The organism is Haliea atlantica (genome assembly GCF_054779855.1).
On sequence record NZ_BAAGXL010000006.1, the window covers coordinates 252,095 to 267,118 of the forward strand.

General features: G+C 68.0%; 18 protein-coding genes. 9 read left to right on the top strand and 9 right to left on the bottom strand.

Going from position 1 to position 15,024, the window contains the following annotated elements; translation table 11 throughout:
- Positions 1 to 30 precede the first annotated feature (30 nt).
- Positions 31 to 606 carry a Fe-S biogenesis protein NfuA gene (gene nfuA / locus ACYVGS_RS07850; protein WP_460588112.1) on the top strand — a complete coding sequence of 192 codons (576 nt, stop codon included), beginning with the start codon at positions 31 to 33 and terminating at the stop codon, positions 604 to 606.
- Between the two features lie 48 nt (positions 607 to 654).
- Here the strand turns inward: nfuA and ACYVGS_RS07855 are convergent, their stop codons facing one another.
- The 3 genes from ACYVGS_RS07855 to gloB form a co-directional block, all read right to left on the bottom strand.
- Positions 655 to 1,710 carry a 3-deoxy-7-phosphoheptulonate synthase gene (locus ACYVGS_RS07855; RefSeq protein WP_460588113.1) on the bottom strand — a complete coding sequence of 352 codons (1,056 nt, stop codon included), beginning with the start codon at positions 1,708 to 1,710 and terminating at the stop codon, positions 655 to 657.
- A 145-nt stretch (positions 1,711 to 1,855) separates the two neighbouring features.
- Positions 1,856 to 3,220 (bottom strand): lytic transglycosylase domain-containing protein, encoded by a 1,365-nt coding sequence (locus ACYVGS_RS07860; RefSeq protein ID WP_460588114.1) that lies wholly within the window; start codon positions 3,218 to 3,220, stop codon positions 1,856 to 1,858.
- Positions 3,217 to 3,999: a hydroxyacylglutathione hydrolase gene (gloB, locus tag ACYVGS_RS07865; protein WP_460588115.1), complete on the bottom strand. Its 783-nt coding sequence runs from the start codon at positions 3,997 to 3,999 to the stop codon at positions 3,217 to 3,219. The genes ACYVGS_RS07860 and gloB overlap by 4 nt, the downstream gene beginning before the upstream one ends.
- A 110-nt stretch (positions 4,000 to 4,109) precedes the next feature.
- Between gloB and ACYVGS_RS07870 the strand changes: the two genes are divergently transcribed.
- From ACYVGS_RS07870 to sohB, 5 genes are all read left to right on the top strand, one after another.
- Positions 4,110 to 4,922 carry a class I SAM-dependent methyltransferase gene (locus ACYVGS_RS07870; protein WP_460588116.1) on the top strand — a complete coding sequence of 271 codons (813 nt, stop codon included), beginning with the start codon at positions 4,110 to 4,112 and terminating at the stop codon, positions 4,920 to 4,922.
- Positions 4,919 to 5,359: a ribonuclease H family protein gene (gene rnhA, locus ACYVGS_RS07875; protein WP_460588117.1), complete on the top strand. Its 441-nt coding sequence runs from the start codon at positions 4,919 to 4,921 to the stop codon at positions 5,357 to 5,359. Before ACYVGS_RS07870 ends, rnhA begins: the two co-directional genes overlap by 4 nt.
- A gap of 6 nt (positions 5,360 to 5,365) precedes the next feature.
- Complete coding sequence (gene dnaQ / locus ACYVGS_RS07880; RefSeq protein ID WP_460588118.1) at positions 5,366 to 6,091, top strand: DNA polymerase III subunit epsilon; 726 nt, start codon at positions 5,366 to 5,368, stop codon at positions 6,089 to 6,091.
- Positions 6,088 to 6,891 carry an NAD(+) diphosphatase gene (gene nudC, locus ACYVGS_RS07885; RefSeq protein ID WP_460588119.1) on the top strand — a complete coding sequence of 268 codons (804 nt, stop codon included), beginning with the start codon at positions 6,088 to 6,090 and terminating at the stop codon, positions 6,889 to 6,891. The genes dnaQ and nudC overlap by 4 nt, the downstream gene beginning before the upstream one ends.
- A gap of 92 nt (positions 6,892 to 6,983) precedes the next feature.
- Positions 6,984 to 8,057: a S49 family peptidase gene (gene sohB / locus ACYVGS_RS07890; protein WP_460588120.1), complete on the top strand. Its 1,074-nt coding sequence runs from the start codon at positions 6,984 to 6,986 to the stop codon at positions 8,055 to 8,057.
- A 78-nt stretch (positions 8,058 to 8,135) separates the two neighbouring features.
- Here the strand turns inward: sohB and ACYVGS_RS07895 are convergent, their stop codons facing one another.
- A complete protein-coding gene (locus ACYVGS_RS07895; protein WP_460588121.1) occupies positions 8,136 to 10,406 on the bottom strand; it encodes a fatty acid cis/trans isomerase in 2,271 nt (756 codons plus the stop codon).
- Between the two features lie 144 nt (positions 10,407 to 10,550).
- On the opposite strand from ACYVGS_RS07895, the gene ACYVGS_RS07900 reads away from it, so the two are divergent.
- Complete coding sequence (locus ACYVGS_RS07900) at positions 10,551 to 11,183, top strand: trimeric intracellular cation channel family protein (protein WP_460588122.1); 633 nt, start codon at positions 10,551 to 10,553, stop codon at positions 11,181 to 11,183.
- 76 nt (positions 11,184 to 11,259) lie between these two features.
- Here ACYVGS_RS07900 and rimK read toward each other — a convergent pair whose 3' ends face one another.
- Entirely contained in the window at positions 11,260 to 12,177 is a 918-nt protein-coding gene (gene rimK / locus ACYVGS_RS07905) for a 30S ribosomal protein S6--L-glutamate ligase (protein WP_460588123.1), read from the bottom strand.
- A 123-nt stretch (positions 12,178 to 12,300) separates the two neighbouring features.
- Here rimK and ACYVGS_RS07910 point away from each other — a divergent pair, with 123 nt between their 5' ends.
- The gene (locus ACYVGS_RS07910; protein ID WP_460588124.1) at positions 12,301 to 12,744 is read left to right on the top strand and encodes a hypothetical protein; all 444 of its coding nucleotides are present in this window, start codon (positions 12,301 to 12,303) and stop codon (positions 12,742 to 12,744) included.
- Between the two features lie 46 nt (positions 12,745 to 12,790).
- Positions 12,791 to 13,123: a DUF6916 family protein gene (locus ACYVGS_RS07915; protein ID WP_460588125.1), complete on the top strand. Its 333-nt coding sequence runs from the start codon at positions 12,791 to 12,793 to the stop codon at positions 13,121 to 13,123.
- A 46-nt stretch (positions 13,124 to 13,169) separates the two neighbouring features.
- Here the strand turns inward: ACYVGS_RS07915 and ACYVGS_RS07920 are convergent, their stop codons facing one another.
- From ACYVGS_RS07920 to ACYVGS_RS07935, 4 genes are read right to left on the bottom strand one after another with little or no spacing between them, the layout of a single operon-like run.
- Entirely contained in the window at positions 13,170 to 13,688 is a 519-nt protein-coding gene (locus ACYVGS_RS07920; RefSeq protein WP_460588126.1) for a GNAT family N-acetyltransferase, read from the bottom strand.
- A gap of 34 nt (positions 13,689 to 13,722) precedes the next feature.
- Positions 13,723 to 14,145 (bottom strand): phage tail protein, encoded by a 423-nt coding sequence (locus tag ACYVGS_RS07925; protein ID WP_460588127.1) that lies wholly within the window; start codon positions 14,143 to 14,145, stop codon positions 13,723 to 13,725.
- A 15-nt stretch (positions 14,146 to 14,160) separates the two neighbouring features.
- Positions 14,161 to 14,574 (bottom strand): phage tail protein, encoded by a 414-nt coding sequence (locus tag ACYVGS_RS07930; protein ID WP_460588128.1) that lies wholly within the window; start codon positions 14,572 to 14,574, stop codon positions 14,161 to 14,163.
- A gap of 19 nt (positions 14,575 to 14,593) precedes the next feature.
- The gene (locus ACYVGS_RS07935; RefSeq protein WP_460588129.1) at positions 14,594 to 15,022 is read right to left on the bottom strand and encodes a phage tail protein; all 429 of its coding nucleotides are present in this window, start codon (positions 15,020 to 15,022) and stop codon (positions 14,594 to 14,596) included.
- Between the last annotated feature and the right edge of the window lie 2 nt (positions 15,023 to 15,024).

The window sequence follows — 15,024 nt, forward strand, 5'->3', positions numbered from 1 at the left end:
TGACCAAATTACTCGGAATGGATGTGAAGCATGATCACCATCACGGAATCCGCGCAGGCCTACCTCGCAGAATTGCTCGGCAAGCAGGACGATGCCCTGGGAGTGCGTGTGTTCATCAACCAGCCCGGTACCCCCAAGGCGGAGACCTGTATCGCCTACTGCCGGGAAGGGGATATCCAGGAAGGTGATGAGGAGCGTGCCTTCGAGGGCTTCAAGGCCTGGTTCGACGGTCGCAGCCTGCCCTTCCTGGAAGACGCCCTGGTCGACTACGCCAAGGACCGCATGGGCGGCCAGCTGACCATCAAGGCGCCCAACGCCAAGTTGCCCCGGGTGGACGAGAACAGCCCCCTGGAGGACCGCGTCAACTACATTCTCTACAACGAGGTGAACCCCTCGCTGGCCGCCCATGGGGGCGAAGTGAGCCTGGTCGAGCTGACCGAGGACAAGGTCGCCATCCTGCAGTTCGGCGGTGGCTGCCAGGGCTGCGGCATGGTCGACATGACCCTCAAGGGCGGGGTGGAGAAGACCCTGCTGGAGCAGCTGCCCCAGCTCAAGGGTGTGCGCGACACCACCGACCACTCCGATCGCAGCCAGGCCTATTACTGAGCCGGGGCCGCCGCGCCCGGCTTTCCTGCTGCTCCCGGATCGCCCGGCTCAGACCTGACGCACGCCCCGGATCTGCTCGCGCAGCTTGCGCAGGGCGGCTTCGGTCTCCGGCCAGCCAATGCAGCCGTCGGTGACCGACACGCCGTATTCCAGCTGTGACAGGTCCTCGGGGATCGACTGATTCCCGGCCTTGAGGTTGCTCTCGATCATCAAACCGACGATCGAGCGGTTGCCCTCGAGGATCTGGTTGCCCACGTTCTCAACCACCAGCGGTTGCAACTCCGGCTGTTTGTTGGAGTTGGCGTGACTGGTGTCGATCATGATGTTGCGGGGCAGGCCGGCCTTGTCCAGGGCCTCCTCGCACAGTTTCACGTGCACCGAGTCGTAGTTCGGGCCGCCGCTGCCGCCGCGCAGCACAATGTGCCCGTAGCGGTTGCCGCGGGTGGTGTAGACCGCGACCCGGCCCTCGCTGTTGACCCCGAGGAAGCGGTGCGGCTTGGCCGCCGACTTCAGGGCGTTGACCGCCACCGCGAAACCGCCGTCGGTGCCGTTCTTGAAGCCGACCGGGGAGGACAGGCCGCTGGCCATCTCGCGGTGGGTCTGGGACTCGGTGGTACGCGCGCCGATGGCCGACCAGCTGATCAGGTCCTGCAGGTACTGCGGCGAGATCGGGTCGAGGGCCTCGGTGGCGGTGGGCAGGCCCAGCTCCAGCACGTCCAGCAGCAGGCGCCTGCCGATGCGCATGCCTTCCTCGATCTTGAAGGAGTCGTCCATGTGGGGGTCGTTGATCAGCCCCTTCCAGCCCACCGTGGTCCGGGGCTTCTCGAAGTAGACGCGCATGACGATGTAGAGGGTGTCGGAGAGCTCCTCGGCCAGTGACTGCAAGCGCCGTGCGTAGTCCATGGCCGCCGCGGGATCGTGAATCGAGCAGGGGCCGATGACCACGAAAACCCGCGGGTCCTTGTGGTCCAGGATATCCTGGATCACCTGTCTGCTGTGGGTGATCTGCTCGCGGGCGGCCTCGCTCAGGGGCAGGTCGCGCTTGAGTTCCGCCGGGGTGATCAGGACGTCCTTGGACGCCACGTTAATGTTATGTACTTCCATAAGTGCTCACAGCTGGAGGCGGGCGGCGGGGCGCCCGCGTGGAATAAAGGGCCGCTATTCTAAAGCAGCGGCGCCGCCTGCGCATCCCGCGCCGGCGTCGAGGCTGGGTGCTTGCCGGCAGGCGGCTGGGCGTGGCGCGGCTGGCTCAGCCGCCGCCGGGGTAGACGGTCAGGCGCTGGCCCGGGTAGATCGGCTCCCCCGGGTTGAGGGCGTTCCAGGCCAGCAGCTCCTCGACGCTGACCTTGAAGCGGCCCGCGATCCGGTAGAGAGAGTCGCCGCGGCGAACGCGATAACCCTGGGCTTGGGGCGCGCTCTCGCGCTGGGCCAGGCTGCCCTGCCAGTCGCCGCCGCGGGGGATCATCAGCTGGCTGCCGGCGCGGATCATGTGCCCGCGCAGGCCGTTGACCTGCTGCAGCATGGCGACACTGGTGTCGTAGCGGCGGGCGATGTGGCTCAGGGTTTCGCCATTGCGCACCTGGTGCCGCTGCCAGCTGACACGTTCCTGGGCGGGCAGCGTCGCGAGCTGCTGGCGGAACTGCTCCGCGGCGGCGGGGGGCAGCAGCAGCTCATTGACCGAGGGCGCGGTGGCCCAGCGCAGGTGGCCCGGGTTCAGGGCCTTGAGGGTGGCCAGGGGCACATCGGCCAACTCCGCGGCGCGGGCCAGTTCGATCTGCCCGCCGGTGGGGACGGCGGCAAAGGCGGGACTGTTGGCCACCGCGGGCAGGGCGACGCCCCAGCCCTCGGGGTCGGCGATCAGCATCGACAGGGCCAGCAGGCGCGGTACGTACTTGTGGGTTTCCGCCGGCAGGCGCAGGGACCAGTAGTCGGTGGGGCGGCGGGCCTCGGCATTGCGCTGCACCGCACGGGTCACCCGGCCGATGCCGGCGTTGTAGGCGGCAATGGCCAGGGTCCAGTCGCCGTCCACCGCCTCGTAGAGGTTCTGCAGGTAGTCCAGGGCCGCGTGGGTGGAGGCGCGCACATCGCGCCGCCCGTCGTACCACCAATCGCTGTCGAGGCCGAGATATTCCCCGGTGGCGGGCATGATCTGCCACAGCCCCAGGGCCTGCTGGCGGGAGCGGGCCACCGGGTTGAGGCTGCTCTCGACGATCGGCAGCAGCGCCAGCTCCAGGGGCATGTCCCGCTCTTCCACCTGCTCGACGATGTAGTGCAGGTAGAGCGCCGCGCGGCCGTTGATGCTCTCCAGGAAGCGCTCCTGGTTGAGGTAGTAATTCAGGGCCTCCTGCATGGCGGGGTTGTCCGGGGCCTCCCAGCTCAGGCCGTTGCGGATGCGCGCCCAGACGTCGTCCTCGCGCACCGGCACGGTCTGCAGGCGCACCGGCGCCTTGCGGGTGACGGTGGGGGTGTAGGGGTGCAGGGCTTCGTCGGTGGCGGCGGTAGTCTCCTCGCGTTCACCCAGGGAGCCCAGATGGCTGCAGCCCGAGAGCAGTAAAACTCCGGAAACTACAATAACTAATTTTCTTAAAGCGTTGAAATATCCGTACTTTGTCAAAACTCGTCCTTCCATGAACGGAGTGCGGCGAAGACCGTCTCCGGGTCATCGCCCTGCCACTTTCCCTGTCGTCGGAGCGTGTCCACCAGGGCCGCTTCCCCACTGCGGAGGAAGGGGTTGGTGGCGCGCTCCAGGGCGATGTTCGAGGGCACCGTGGGGCGCTCCTGCGCGCGCAGTTGCGCCACCTCTTCCTCCCGGGCCTGCAGGGCGGCGTTGTCGGGGTCGGCGGCGCGGGCAAAGCGGAGGTTGGCCTGGGTGTATTCGTGGGCGCAGTAGACCGCGGTCTCGCCGGGCAGCGCCGCCAGCTGGCCGAGGGAGTCGTGCATCTGCGCCGGGCTGCCCTCGAACAGGCGGCCGCAGCCGCCGGCAAACAGGGTGTCGCCGCAGAACAACAGCGGGGCCTGGTCGGCGGTGGCGGGGCGGTAGAATGCGATATGGTCGAGGGTGTGCCCGGGCACTTCCAGTACCTCGAAGGTGGCGCCCAGGACCTCGACGCGATCGCCCGCGGCGACCCGCTCGGTCAGTGTCTCGATGGCGGGGTTGTGGGGGCCGACGACCCGCGCCGGATGCTGCGCCAGCAGCTCGGGAATCCCGCCGACGTGGTCAAAGTGGTGGTGAGTGACCAGCACCGTGTCCAGGCGCAGGCCCCGGGCGTCGAGCACCCGCAGCACCGGGGCGGCCTCGCCGGGGTCTACCACCGCGCAGTCACGGCTGCCCGCCCGGGTCAGCAGCCAGATGTAATTGTCACTGAAGGCGTGGATCGGCTCGATCGACAACATGAAGCACATTCCCGCAAAAAATACAGTACCATGCCCGTTCTGTTCTGCAGGCGTGGCCACGCGGGCCACCGACGGGCTGTCTGGAATCGATGGGCGAGTGTAACGACATTTTGACGGAACTGGAATCCTGGTACCGCACGCCGCTGGGGCAAAGCCTTTACCGCGGCCTGCAGGACCAGCTGGAGCCGCTGCTCGAGACCACCTTCGGCTACCACCTGGTGCAGGTTGGCTGCAGCCGCGAACAGCCGCTGTTCTGCAGCAGCCGGATTCGCCACCAGTTGTATATTGCCGCGGCCCCCGGGGCGCGCATCGGGCTGCAGGCCCGGGCCGACGAGCTGCCCCTGGAGAGCGACAGTGTCGACGTGCTGATTGCCCACCACAGCCTGGAGTTCACCGAGGACCCCCACGCCGTGCTGCGCGAGCTGCACCGGGTCCTCACGCCCCAGGGCCACCTGCTGTTGGTGGGCTTCAACCCCTGGAGCCTGCTGGCCCTGAATCACTCACTGCGCGCCGCGGCCGGCAACCCCCTGTGGCGGGCGCGCAGGGCGGTCAGCCGCGGGCGTCTGCTGGACTGGCTGCGCCTGCTCGGCTGCGAGGCCCAGGGCAGCGATTTCCTCCTGCCGCTGCCGGTGGCCAGCGGCGAGGGGCGCCTGGCGCGCCTCGCCCGCCGCGGCAACCGCTGGAGCGAGGCCCACCAGCTGCCCTTCGGCAGCCTCTACCTGGTGCATGCGATCAAACAGGTAGCGGGGCGCGTGCGCCCCCTGCGGCTGGCGCGGACCCGGCCGGCCCTGATGGGCATCAAGGTGGGCAAGCCGGCCCCCACACCCACACCCCGGGGCGGCAATGTCGCCGCCTGCGCCCCCATTCCAGCCCGCGGCGACGCTGTTGCCGCGGCTACCAAATCCCGAGACAGTGCAGCATGAAAGACGTGGACATCTTTACCGACGGCGCCTGTCGCGGCAATCCGGGGCGCGGCGGCTGGGGTGCCGTGCTGCGCTTCAACGGCCGCGAAAAGCACCTCTGGGGCGGCGAGCCCCACACCACCAACAACCGCATGGAACTGCGCGCGGCGATCGAGGCCCTGGCCGCCCTCAAGGAGCCCTGCCGGGTGCAGCTGACCACCGACTCGGTCTATGTGCGCGACGGCATCACCCAGTGGCTGCCCAACTGGAAGCGCCGCGGCTGGAAGACCGCCGCCCGCCAACCGGTCAAGAACGATGACCTGTGGCGCGCCCTGGACGAACAGAACCAGCGCCACGAGGTGCACTGGCACTGGGTCAAGGGTCACAGCGGCCACCCGGAAAACGAGCTCGCGGACCAGCTCGCCAACCGCGGCATCGACCAACTGCAGGAGGCCTGATCGCGCATGCGCCAGATTGTGCTGGATACCGAGACCACCGGCCTGGAAGTCAGCCAGGGGCACCGGATTATCGAGATCGGCTGCGTGGAGCTGGAGAACCGGCGCCTGACCGGCCAGCATTTCCACCGCTACGTGAACCCGCAGCGGGAGGTCGACCAGGGCGCCATCGAGGTGCACGGCATCACCAACGAGTTCCTCGCCGACAAGCCGCTGTTCCCGCAGGTGGCGGCGGAGTTTCTCGACTTCGTGCGCGGGGCCGAGCTGCTGATTCACAACGCGCCCTTCGATATCGGCTTTCTCGACGCCGAGCTGTCGCGGGTCGATCCCAGTCACCCGGGGCTGGCCAGCCTGTGCAAGATCACCGACACCCTGCAGATGGCCCGGGCGCGCCACCCCGGCCAGCGCAATACCCTGGACGCCCTGTGCAACCGCTACGGCGTGGACAACTCCCAGCGGGATCTCCACGGCGCGCTGCTCGACGCCGAGATCCTGGCGGACGTCTACCTGCTGCTCACCGGTGGCCAGACCACCTTCCAGCTGGGCAGTGGCGACAGCGACGGGGATGGCGGCGAACACCGCGGGGAGAGCCTGCGCCGGCTGCCCGCGGACCGGCCGCCGCTGCCGGTGCTGCGCGCCAGCGCCGAGGAGCTGGCGGCCCACGAGGCCCAGCTGGAGGCCATCGCCAAGGCCAGCGGGGGCACGGTACTGTGGAGAGAGAGGATCGAGGCATGAGGTTCAAACCCGACAATCGTCCCCCGGGGCGGGCCGCCGACAGCCTGCACCTGGTTTTCCAGGGCGGCCAGCTGGTGCGCGACCTGCGCGCCGCGGACCCGCTGCTGCCGGCGCGCCACGACTGGCCGGTGGTGCAGGAGCAGTTCCTCGGCTACTGGGAGGGGCGGCCCTGCTTCGCGGTGGAAATCGACCCGCAGCTGGACCTGGACCCGATGCACTGGCAGCGCGGCAGCCTCTACCAGCTGCTGGGGGCCGACGAGGACCTCTTCGCCCTCGCCGGGCGCGCCGCCCAGCTGCTGGCCTGGGAGCGCGATCACCAGTACTGCGGCCGCTGCGGATCGCCGATGCAGGCCGACCTCGGCGAGCGGGCGATGCGCTGCGAGCCCTGCTGCCACCTGGTCTACCCGCGCATCTCCCCCTGCATCATCACCCTGATTACCCGCGGTGACGAGTTGCTGCTGGCCCGCAACGCCAGTTTCCCCGGGGAGATGTACAGCACCCTGGCGGGCTTTATCGAGGCGGGGGAGAGCGCCGAGGCCTGCCTGCACCGGGAGGTGGCCGAGGAGGTCGGGGTGTCGGTGTGCAACCTGAGCTACTACGGCTCCCAGTCCTGGCCCTTCCCCAGCCAGCTGATGCTGGGTTTCTTCGCCGAGTACGCCGGCGGCGAGATCGTCTGTGACCAGGAAGAGATCGCCGACGCCCGCTGGTTCCACCACAGCGCGCTGCCCCAGGTGCCGCCACCCAGCTCCATCGCCGGCCGCCTGATCAGGGACTACGTGGAGCACCGCCGCAAGCTCTGACTGAACCCGCGGCACCGCCAGGCCCTCGCGCCCGCCTTTCGCGGCGACGGGCCTCGGCGGTCGCCGCCCCAACTGAGACTCAGGAGATACGTTTGGAACACCTGTATGACTACGGCCTGTTTCTGGCCCAGGCCCTGACCGTCGTCGTTGCCATCCTGCTGGTGGCCGGTGGCCTGGCCGCCGCGGCCCAGCGCCGCCGCCACCACGGCAGCGAGGGCCAGCTCGAGGTGCACAAGCTCAACGAGCGCTACCAGGACCTGCGCGACAGCCTGCGTCACGGGGTGCTGGACAAGGCCGCCTGGAAGGCCGAGCACAAGGCCCGGCGCAAACGCGAGAAGGCCGAGGCCAAGGCGCGCAAGAAACAGCTCAAGAAGTCTGGCGACGAAGCGCCTGAGGCCGAGGGCAGCGAGCGCAAGCGCCTGTATGTGCTGGACTTCGATGGCGATATCCGCGCCGACGCCAGCGAGAACCTGCGCGAGGAGGTCTCCGCGCTGCTGCCGGAGATCCGTCCCGGCGACGAAATCCTGCTGCGCCTGGAGAGCCCCGGTGGCCTGGTGCACGGCTACGGCCTGGCCGCCAGCCAGCTGCGCCGGATCACCGAAGCCGGGGTGCCATTGACCGTGGCTGTGGACAAGGTCGCCGCCAGCGGCGGCTACATGATGGCCTGTGTGGCGCCGAAGATCATCGCCGCCCCCTTCGCGGTGATCGGCTCCATCGGCGTGGTCGCCCAGGTGCCCAACTTCCACCGCCTGCTGAAAAAGCACGACGTCGACGTGGAGGTGCTCACCGCCGGCCGTTACAAGCGCACCCTGACCCTGTTCGGGGAAAACACCGAGGAGGGCCGGGCCAAGTTCCTCGAGGACCTGGAAACCACCCACCAGCTGTTCAAGGCCTTCGTGGCGGAGAACCGACCGAGCCTGGATATTGACAAGGTCGCCACCGGGGAAATCTGGTACGGCAGCGACGCCCTGCGCGAGGGGCTGGTGGACGCGGTGGAGACCTCCGATGCCTGGATCCAGGCGCGCCTGGCGGACTGGGACGTGTTCCAGGTGGCCTACGTCGAGCGCAAGCCCTGGCAGGAGAAGCTCGGGCTCGCGGCCGAGGGAGCGATGGAGCGCCTGAGCCTCAAGCTCTGGCACAAGCGCGGCAGCGACCTGTTTCGCTGACAGCCGCTGCCCTGGCTTCCCGGGCCTGGTGCGGTGGGGCTCCTGCCTGACCCGGGGCGCGGGGCAGGCACGCGGGCGCTACTCTTCGCGATAACCGTGGTAGCGATTGAGGTCGAAGATGCCGGCGGCGATCCCGTCCTGTTCCACTGACAGCCGCTGCAGGCGGTCGCTGACATCCCAGAACCAGGGGGCGTTGCGCCGCACGCCGTAGCGGTGGAGCAGGGTGGCGTAGTCTTCGGCGCTTTCCAGGGCGGCGATATCCGCCGCGAACAGGGGCATCTGCCGGGCGTGGACCTGGAAGAACTGGTTGGGGTGGGCGCCAATCAGGCCCGCCACCACCGTCAGCGCATCCTCCTCGGGCAGGCGCCGCTCGTCTTCCTCGAACAGTTGTGCAATGTTGCTGTGGCCGCTATCCCGCAGCAGGGTAAAGGCCTTGTCGCCGTCCTCGCCGCCGATCACATGCACGAAACTCACCTCCGGCAGGAAGCGGTTGTGGGCGCCGCGGTGGGCCACCAGGGCGTCCAGGGCCTGGGCAATCTCGGGGCTGCTGTGGCGGTGGTAGTCAAAGCGCGGCACGGCGCCGCCGGGCACCCGCGCCCGGGCCCGGGCCAGGAACTCCGCTTTCGGGTCGTCCGTCTGGTAGTCCACCCCGGTGGGCAGCTGCATGGCTTCGCTGCGCACGAAGACCGGCTCCCGCGCGGATTCCGGCGCCCCCCGGTACCAGTGGTCTCGCAGCGGCTTGCGCTGATCGGCGGGGAGGAACATCAGGAAGTTGTACTCCCCCTCCATGCGCAGGAAGTCCATGTAGAGGCGCGACTCCAGCTGGTGGGCCACCGAGCCGTAGACGTCGAAGCCGGCCACCAGCAGATAGTGGATGCGCTCCAGCAGGGAGTAGGTGATGACCCAGGCGGTTTTCGGCGTTTCCCCCACCAGGCCGCGGACCACCGAGGCGGTGTCGAAGTGGCGGAAGATGGTCAGCCCGGCATTGCTGTTGTCGCCGTCGCCATCCCACAGCAGGTCGAGCTCGGGGCGCCGGCGCCCCTCGGCCATTTCCGCCTCGATGTGCTGCGCCTTGGCCTTCTCGTAGCGCGCCTGGGCGCGGGCGTACTTGAGCCAGCTGGCGATGTCGATCACTGACTCGGTGCGCGGCACCGGCAGGCGCAGGTTGTGGCTTTCCTGTTCCAGGAAAGCGCCGTCGAGCTCCGGGTCCAGGGCTTCCGGGTCCATGAACAGCACCCAGAAGCGATCCTCGATCACGTTGAGGGCAATCTGCCCCCGGCACACCGGCCCCTTGATGAAGTTCATGATGGTGAACTCCGATTCCTCCAGCATGAAGCGATAGCGGGCGCGCACCGGCAGATCGGCAAAACTGCGGAAGGGATTGCCGCTGAGATCACTGTCATAGCCCGGTAGGCTGTCCACCGTATAGTCGGGGGCCAGGAACAGCTCCCGGTACCAGTCCCGGCGCGCGGCGTCGAAGCGGTAGGGCAGGTGGCTCTTGGCCACGGCGACAATCGGCATCGGCTGCAGGCGATACCAGAAGCGCTCGCGCCCGGGATCGTCGTAGGGCCGGCGGGTGGCGATCACCTCCACCGGCTCCCCGGGTGGCGAGGACGAACGCACCAGGCGGAACCAGTGGGAGTCCTGGCCGGCGTCCTCCAGGTACAGGGTGGCCAGGAACAGGTGCTCGTAGATATAGCGCGCCATCAGCTGGCTGCGCTTATCGTTCTGATTGAGGAAGCGCTCCCAGGCCGCGACTTCCCCCTGCAGGGCATCGGGCAGGGCGGGGACCGGTGGCGCCGGCGCCCCGGCTTCCAGCCAGTCGAGCATCAGACTGTGCTCCTCCGGGCGCAGCCCCGGCAGCCCGTAGGGCATGCCCCACTGCGGGTAGTCCTCGGCGAAGTCGTCGAAGCCGCCGGGCTTCACGCACTGCTGGTCCCGGTGCAGGGAAAAGTCAAAACCCTCCGGCAGGGGGCCGCGGGCGGGCAGGGGGTGGGCCTGCTTCAGGGCCAGCATGCGGTAGAGCAGGCCCCGCTCCGGCTGCTCGCGGTCCAGCACCGGGTAAAAATCCTTCTTGCGCCAGGCCGCTTCGCCCTGGGCGTCGTCGAACAGTCGCGTCAGGTCGCCGGCCAGCAGGCGGGTGGAGTCGTAGACCAGGGTCTGGTTGGCCCCGCGCTCGAGGCCGATGTGGGCTTCCAGCTTGAGCTGGCAGGGGGCGTCGTAACAGGCGTGGCAAACCACGCAGCGCTGCTCGATGACTTGCCCCGGCGTTTCCAGGGGCGCCGCCAGGGCGCTGTGCAGGGCGAAACTGGCCCACAGTGCCGTGAGCAGGCGGATCATCTGGTGCATGGGTGTGTCCCGGGGTGTCGAAGCGCCATGGTAGCACGCATAATAGGCACCGGCAGACCGGCAGCATCAGGGGCCCAAGCGGGGCAGGCGGGCCGCGCAGCGCCACGGGCGTGCCGGCGGGGACCGGGAACAGGAGAAAGCAGGGTGCACGAAATCGTAGGGTTCCTGGACATGCTGGGGATGGTGGTCTTCGCCATCAGCGGGGCGCTGGCCGCCGCCGAGCGACGCCTGGACATCCTCGGCTTCATCCTCTTCGGCACCATCACCGGCATCGGCGGCGGCACCATCCGCGACCTGCTGCTGCAGGCGGACGAGGTGTTCTGGTTCAGCGACACGCGCTACTTGTGGGTGTGCATCCTGGCCAGCGTGGCCACCTGGTTTGTTGCCCATCACCTGCAATCACTGCGGCGGGTGCTGCTGTGGGCGGACGCCATCGGGCTGTCGGTGTTCAGCGTGATCGGGGCGCAGAAGGCACTGATCTGGGAGGCCCCGGTGCTGGTGGCCGTGGGCATGGGTATGATGACCGCCAGTTTTGGCTCGCTGATCCGCGACAGCCTGCTGGGGCAGCCCCCGGTGCTGCTGGAGGCGGACATCTACGTCACCGCGGCGGCCCTGGGGGCCCTGAGCTATGTCGGGCTGACCGCCCTGGCGGGGTTGCCGGGCTGGGACTGGGTGGCCGACTGGGCGGTGCCGGTCTCTATCGGCGCCGCCTTCCTGCTGCGCGGCAGCGCCATCCTGTTCAACCTGCAGTTGCCCAAGTACCGGCCGCAGCACTGAAGCCAGTTCAGGGCACGGCTGCTTTCTGTCCCGAGCGAAACAGACCCTGAGTCCCGGGGGGATTGCCTGTGCCGGATCAGCCTTTACCGGTCGGCTTGTTGGGCCCGGCCAGGCAGTCCTTCTCGATATAGGCGATGATCTTGGCGGCGATATCGATGCCGGTGGCCTTCTCGATGCCCTCGAGGCCCGGGGAGGAGTTGACCTCGATCACCAGGGGGCCGTGGGCGGAGCGCAGAATGTCCACCCCCGCCAGGTCCAGCCCCATGACCTTGGCGGCCTTGATCGCCAGGCGGCGCTCCTCGGGGCGCAACTTGATCACTTCCGCGGTGCCCCCGCGGTGCAGGTTGGAGCGGTACTCGCCCTTGACCGCCTTGCGTTGCATCGCGGCGATCACCTTGTCGCCCACCACGAAACAGCGGATGTCGGAGCCCCCGGCCTCCTTGATGAACTCCTGCACCAGGAAGTCCGAGCCGATGCCGCGGAAGGCGTTGATCAGTGCCTCGGCGGCCTTCTTGGTTTCCGCCAGCAGCACGCCGTTGCCGTGGGTGCTGGCGGTGAGCTTGAGGATCAAGGGCGCGCCGCCCACCGATTCGATCAGCTTGTCGGTCGCCCGCGCGGAGTGGGCGTAGCTGGTTACCGGCTGGCCGATGCCGCGCCGGGCCAGCAGCTGGTGGGCGCGCAGCTTGTCCCGGGAGCGGGTGATGGCGATGGACTCGTTGATGGAATAGACGTGGCCAACTTCGAACTGTCGCAGCACCGCGCAACCGTAGGAGGTGATGCTGGCGCCGATGCGCGGGATCACCGCGTCGAACTCCAGGTCTTCCACATCCTGGGCGGACTTCTGGTACACCACCGTCGGGTCGTTGGCGGTGATGTTCATGTAGCATTTGAGCACGTCCACCACGCGCACCTCGTGGCCGCGTTCCGTGGCCGCCTCCACCAGGCGCCGGGTCGAGTACAGTCTGCGGTTGCGGGAGAGAATGCCGATTTTCATGAGACGTCCTTGGGCGCGGGGATTTGACGTGGAGAGCTCCACAAGGCAATCATAGCGGTTCGGCGGGGCATCGTGCACCTTGTCCCGGTGATGCGACAGGAATAATTTTCCAGGAGGCATGCCATGCAACTGAAAAAACTGTTCCGCACTTTGGGCCTGGCCACCCTGGCAGCGAGTCTGCCCCTCGCGGCTTCCGCCGACGAGCACGGGGGCAAGGCCGCATCCGAGAGCGCCGCGGAAAACGGCAGCGAAAGCAGCGAGAGCACGCAGCGTCGCTGCCTGTCGCTGAACCAGATCCGGCGCATCGAGGTGGTCGACGACCAGACCCTCAAGTTCCACATGCGCGGCAGTGGCCCGGACTATCTCAACCATCTGCCCTATCGCTGCACCGGGCTGAAGCGTCGCGGCGCCTTCATGCACGCCACTTCGACCAGCAACTACTGCGACCTGGATATCATCACCCAGATCGATACCATGATTGGCATGCGGCTCGGCTCCTGCCCCCTGGGCAAGTTCGAGGCGGTGGAGCGCGCGGTGGAAGGCGAGGACAGCCAGGCCGAGGAGTAACGGCGGCACTGGATTCACAGGCAACAAGGCACAGGGACGTCATAGCGTGACATTGGAAGCGCGGCACTTCGCCGCACTGGAGGCCCTGGCGGCCGAGGATTTCGCGGCCTGCCGCGGGGACTTTTTCCACTGGGACGGCGGCGAGCCGGCGACCCTGGAGGCGGTGGACTTCGATCCGGCCAGCCCGGGGCGCTTCAGTCTGCTGTTCTCCGCCCCCGGGGCGGCGTCCGCGGAGCAGGGCATCTACCTGCTGGCACACGAACGCCTGGGGGAGCTGGGCCTGTTCCTGGTGCCCCTGGGGCCGGCCGGCGCTGCGCCAGGGGACGACGCAGCGCCGCCGGAACGCTGGCGCTATGAGGCGGTGATCAGTCGCAGCTAGCTGAGCGCTTGCCATGACCGGCACCCGTGAGGGTCTGAACCAGTGCTCAGCGGTATTCCATCTGGCAGTACAGCCCGTCGTCAGCGCTGACCACGAAGCCCAGTCGCTCATAGAGCTGCCGGGCGGGGTTGTCGCAGGCCACGCTCAGGCGCAGGGGCAGCGCCTGTTGTTGGCTGCGTAACTGGAGTGCGCGCAACAGGGCCGAGCCGATGCCCTGGCCGCGATAGGTCGCCAGCAGCCTGAGGTCAATCAGGCGGTTTTCATCGGCAGTGAAATGCCAAGATAAACGCCCCGCCGCTTCTCCCTCCACTTCAATGATTTCCCGCACCGCGGCGGGGTAGGCCTGCCGGTAGTGGGCCTCCTGGGCCCGGTACTGCTGGCTCAGGAAGGCCGTTTTCTGGTCGTCGTCCCAGGGCAGTGCCGCCAGTGCCTGCCAGCGGCTGTCGACATAGAGTGCGATCAGTAAGTCGCGGTCGTCGGGGGTCTCGGGGCGCAGTTTGCAGGGGAGGGCGTCCGCGTTTTGCTCGCGGCCCGCGAGGGAGGGTTCCCCCGGAGCCTGTGACACCGCAGCCCGTGGCAGCTGGCAAGCGGGAGGCATTTCAGAAACGCGAGGGGTAGATGCCGAAGAGCGCGATGATGAAATTGAGCCCCAGGGCGGGGTTGCCGGGCATGCCCCGGGGCGTGCCGAGGGCCTGCGTCGTCTGGTTGACCGCGACCCCGCGCTCGGTGCTGATCCCGTTGGTGGTATTGCGGGTAGGCAGCCCCAGGTTGTCGCTGCCGAGCTTCTGCCCCAGGTTGCGTGGGCTAAGGCCCGGACCACTGCCAGCGTGCACTGGCACCCGGCTGCGCAGATCCGGCAGGCCGAAGGTGGTGCGGCCGTCGCCGCCGTAGATGGTACCGAGCAGAGAGAACAGCGCATCGTTCTGGGACACCGCCAGCAGCTGCCCGTCGCAGAAGGCCCAGCCGCGGGGCGCGAAGTTACCCGCAAACAATCGAATCTCGCCAACAAAGGGTTCAGACATGGTGCGGAGCTCCGGTCAATTGCGTGAGGGGAACAGCCCCTGGAGGGCAATGCAGAAGTTGAGGGTCAGCTCCGGCACCGCTGGGGGCAGCGATTGGGTGCCGGTCGCGGCAAGCTGCTGACTGCGGTTCGACACCAGTCCGCGGTCGACGCTGATGCTGTCCACGACCTCCACCAACCCGCTGGAAAAATTCTCCGCGCCCACCTTCTGTCCCAGTTGCAGGACATTGCCCGGGTGCATCGGCATGCGCCCGCGCATGTCCGGCAGTGCGAAACTGACGCGCCCGTCGCCACCGTAGGTGGTGCCGAGCAGGGAGTACAAAGACTGGTTCTGGTTGATCGGCAAAATTTGCCCGTCGCAGAAGGCCCAGCCACGGGGTGCGAAGTTGAAGGCCATCAGGCGTATCTCGCCGAGAAAAGGTTCTGACATGATTAACTCCGGCGATGTATCAGCTGCGTGAGGGGTACAGCCCGACCAGGGCGATGGCGAAATTCACGACCAGCGCCGGGCGATGACCGTCGGTCTCGCTGTCCACCGGGTAAGCGTCGAAGCTGCTGCGCTGGGCGCTGGATGCCAGGCCGCGCGCCACGCTGGCATCGTTGACGGCGCTGACCCGGCTGCTATCGGGATTGTTGATTTTTTCGCCCAGGCGGCGCTCGGTCAGGCCTGGCCCACGGCCGGCGTGCATCGGCCCGCGATCACGCAGATCCGGCAGGCCGAAGGTGCTGCGGCCATCGCCGCCGTAGGTGGTGCCGAGGAGTGAGAAGAGGGCGGTGTTCTGGGCGATCGGCAGCAGTTGCCCGTTGCACAGGGCCCAGCCGCGGGGGGCAAAATTGAAGCCCACCATGCGTACTTCGCCGATGAAGGGTTCCGACATGG

What these genes read in the sequence shown, in the direction of transcription:
- ACYVGS_RS07935 (WP_460588129.1), bottom strand. Translation starts at nt 15,022, where the DNA reads ATGTCGGAACCCTTCATCGGCGAAGTACGCATGGTGGGCTTCAATTTT.
- ACYVGS_RS07930 (WP_460588128.1), bottom strand. Translation starts at nt 14,574, where the DNA reads ATGTCAGAACCTTTTCTCGGCGAGATACGCCTGATGGCCTTCAACTTC.
- dnaQ (WP_460588118.1), top strand. Translation starts at nt 5,366, where the DNA reads ATGCGCCAGATTGTGCTGGATACCGAGACCACCGGCCTGGAAGTCAGC.
- ACYVGS_RS07895 (WP_460588121.1), bottom strand. Translation starts at nt 10,406, where the DNA reads ATGCACCAGATGATCCGCCTGCTCACGGCACTGTGGGCCAGTTTCGCC.
- rimK (WP_460588123.1), bottom strand. Translation starts at nt 12,177, where the DNA reads ATGAAAATCGGCATTCTCTCCCGCAACCGCAGACTGTACTCGACCCGG.
- nfuA (WP_460588112.1), top strand. Translation starts at nt 31, where the DNA reads ATGATCACCATCACGGAATCCGCGCAGGCCTACCTCGCAGAATTGCTC.
- ACYVGS_RS07910 (WP_460588124.1), top strand. Translation starts at nt 12,301, where the DNA reads ATGCAACTGAAAAAACTGTTCCGCACTTTGGGCCTGGCCACCCTGGCA.
- gloB (WP_460588115.1), bottom strand. Translation starts at nt 3,999, where the DNA reads ATGTTGTCGATCGAGCCGATCCACGCCTTCAGTGACAATTACATCTGG.
- ACYVGS_RS07925 (WP_460588127.1), bottom strand. Translation starts at nt 14,145, where the DNA reads ATGTCTGAACCCTTTGTTGGCGAGATTCGATTGTTTGCGGGTAACTTC.
- ACYVGS_RS07855 (WP_460588113.1), bottom strand. Translation starts at nt 1,710, where the DNA reads ATGGAAGTACATAACATTAACGTGGCGTCCAAGGACGTCCTGATCACC.
- nudC (WP_460588119.1), top strand. Translation starts at nt 6,088, where the DNA reads ATGAGGTTCAAACCCGACAATCGTCCCCCGGGGCGGGCCGCCGACAGC.
- rnhA (WP_460588117.1), top strand. Translation starts at nt 4,919, where the DNA reads ATGAAAGACGTGGACATCTTTACCGACGGCGCCTGTCGCGGCAATCCG.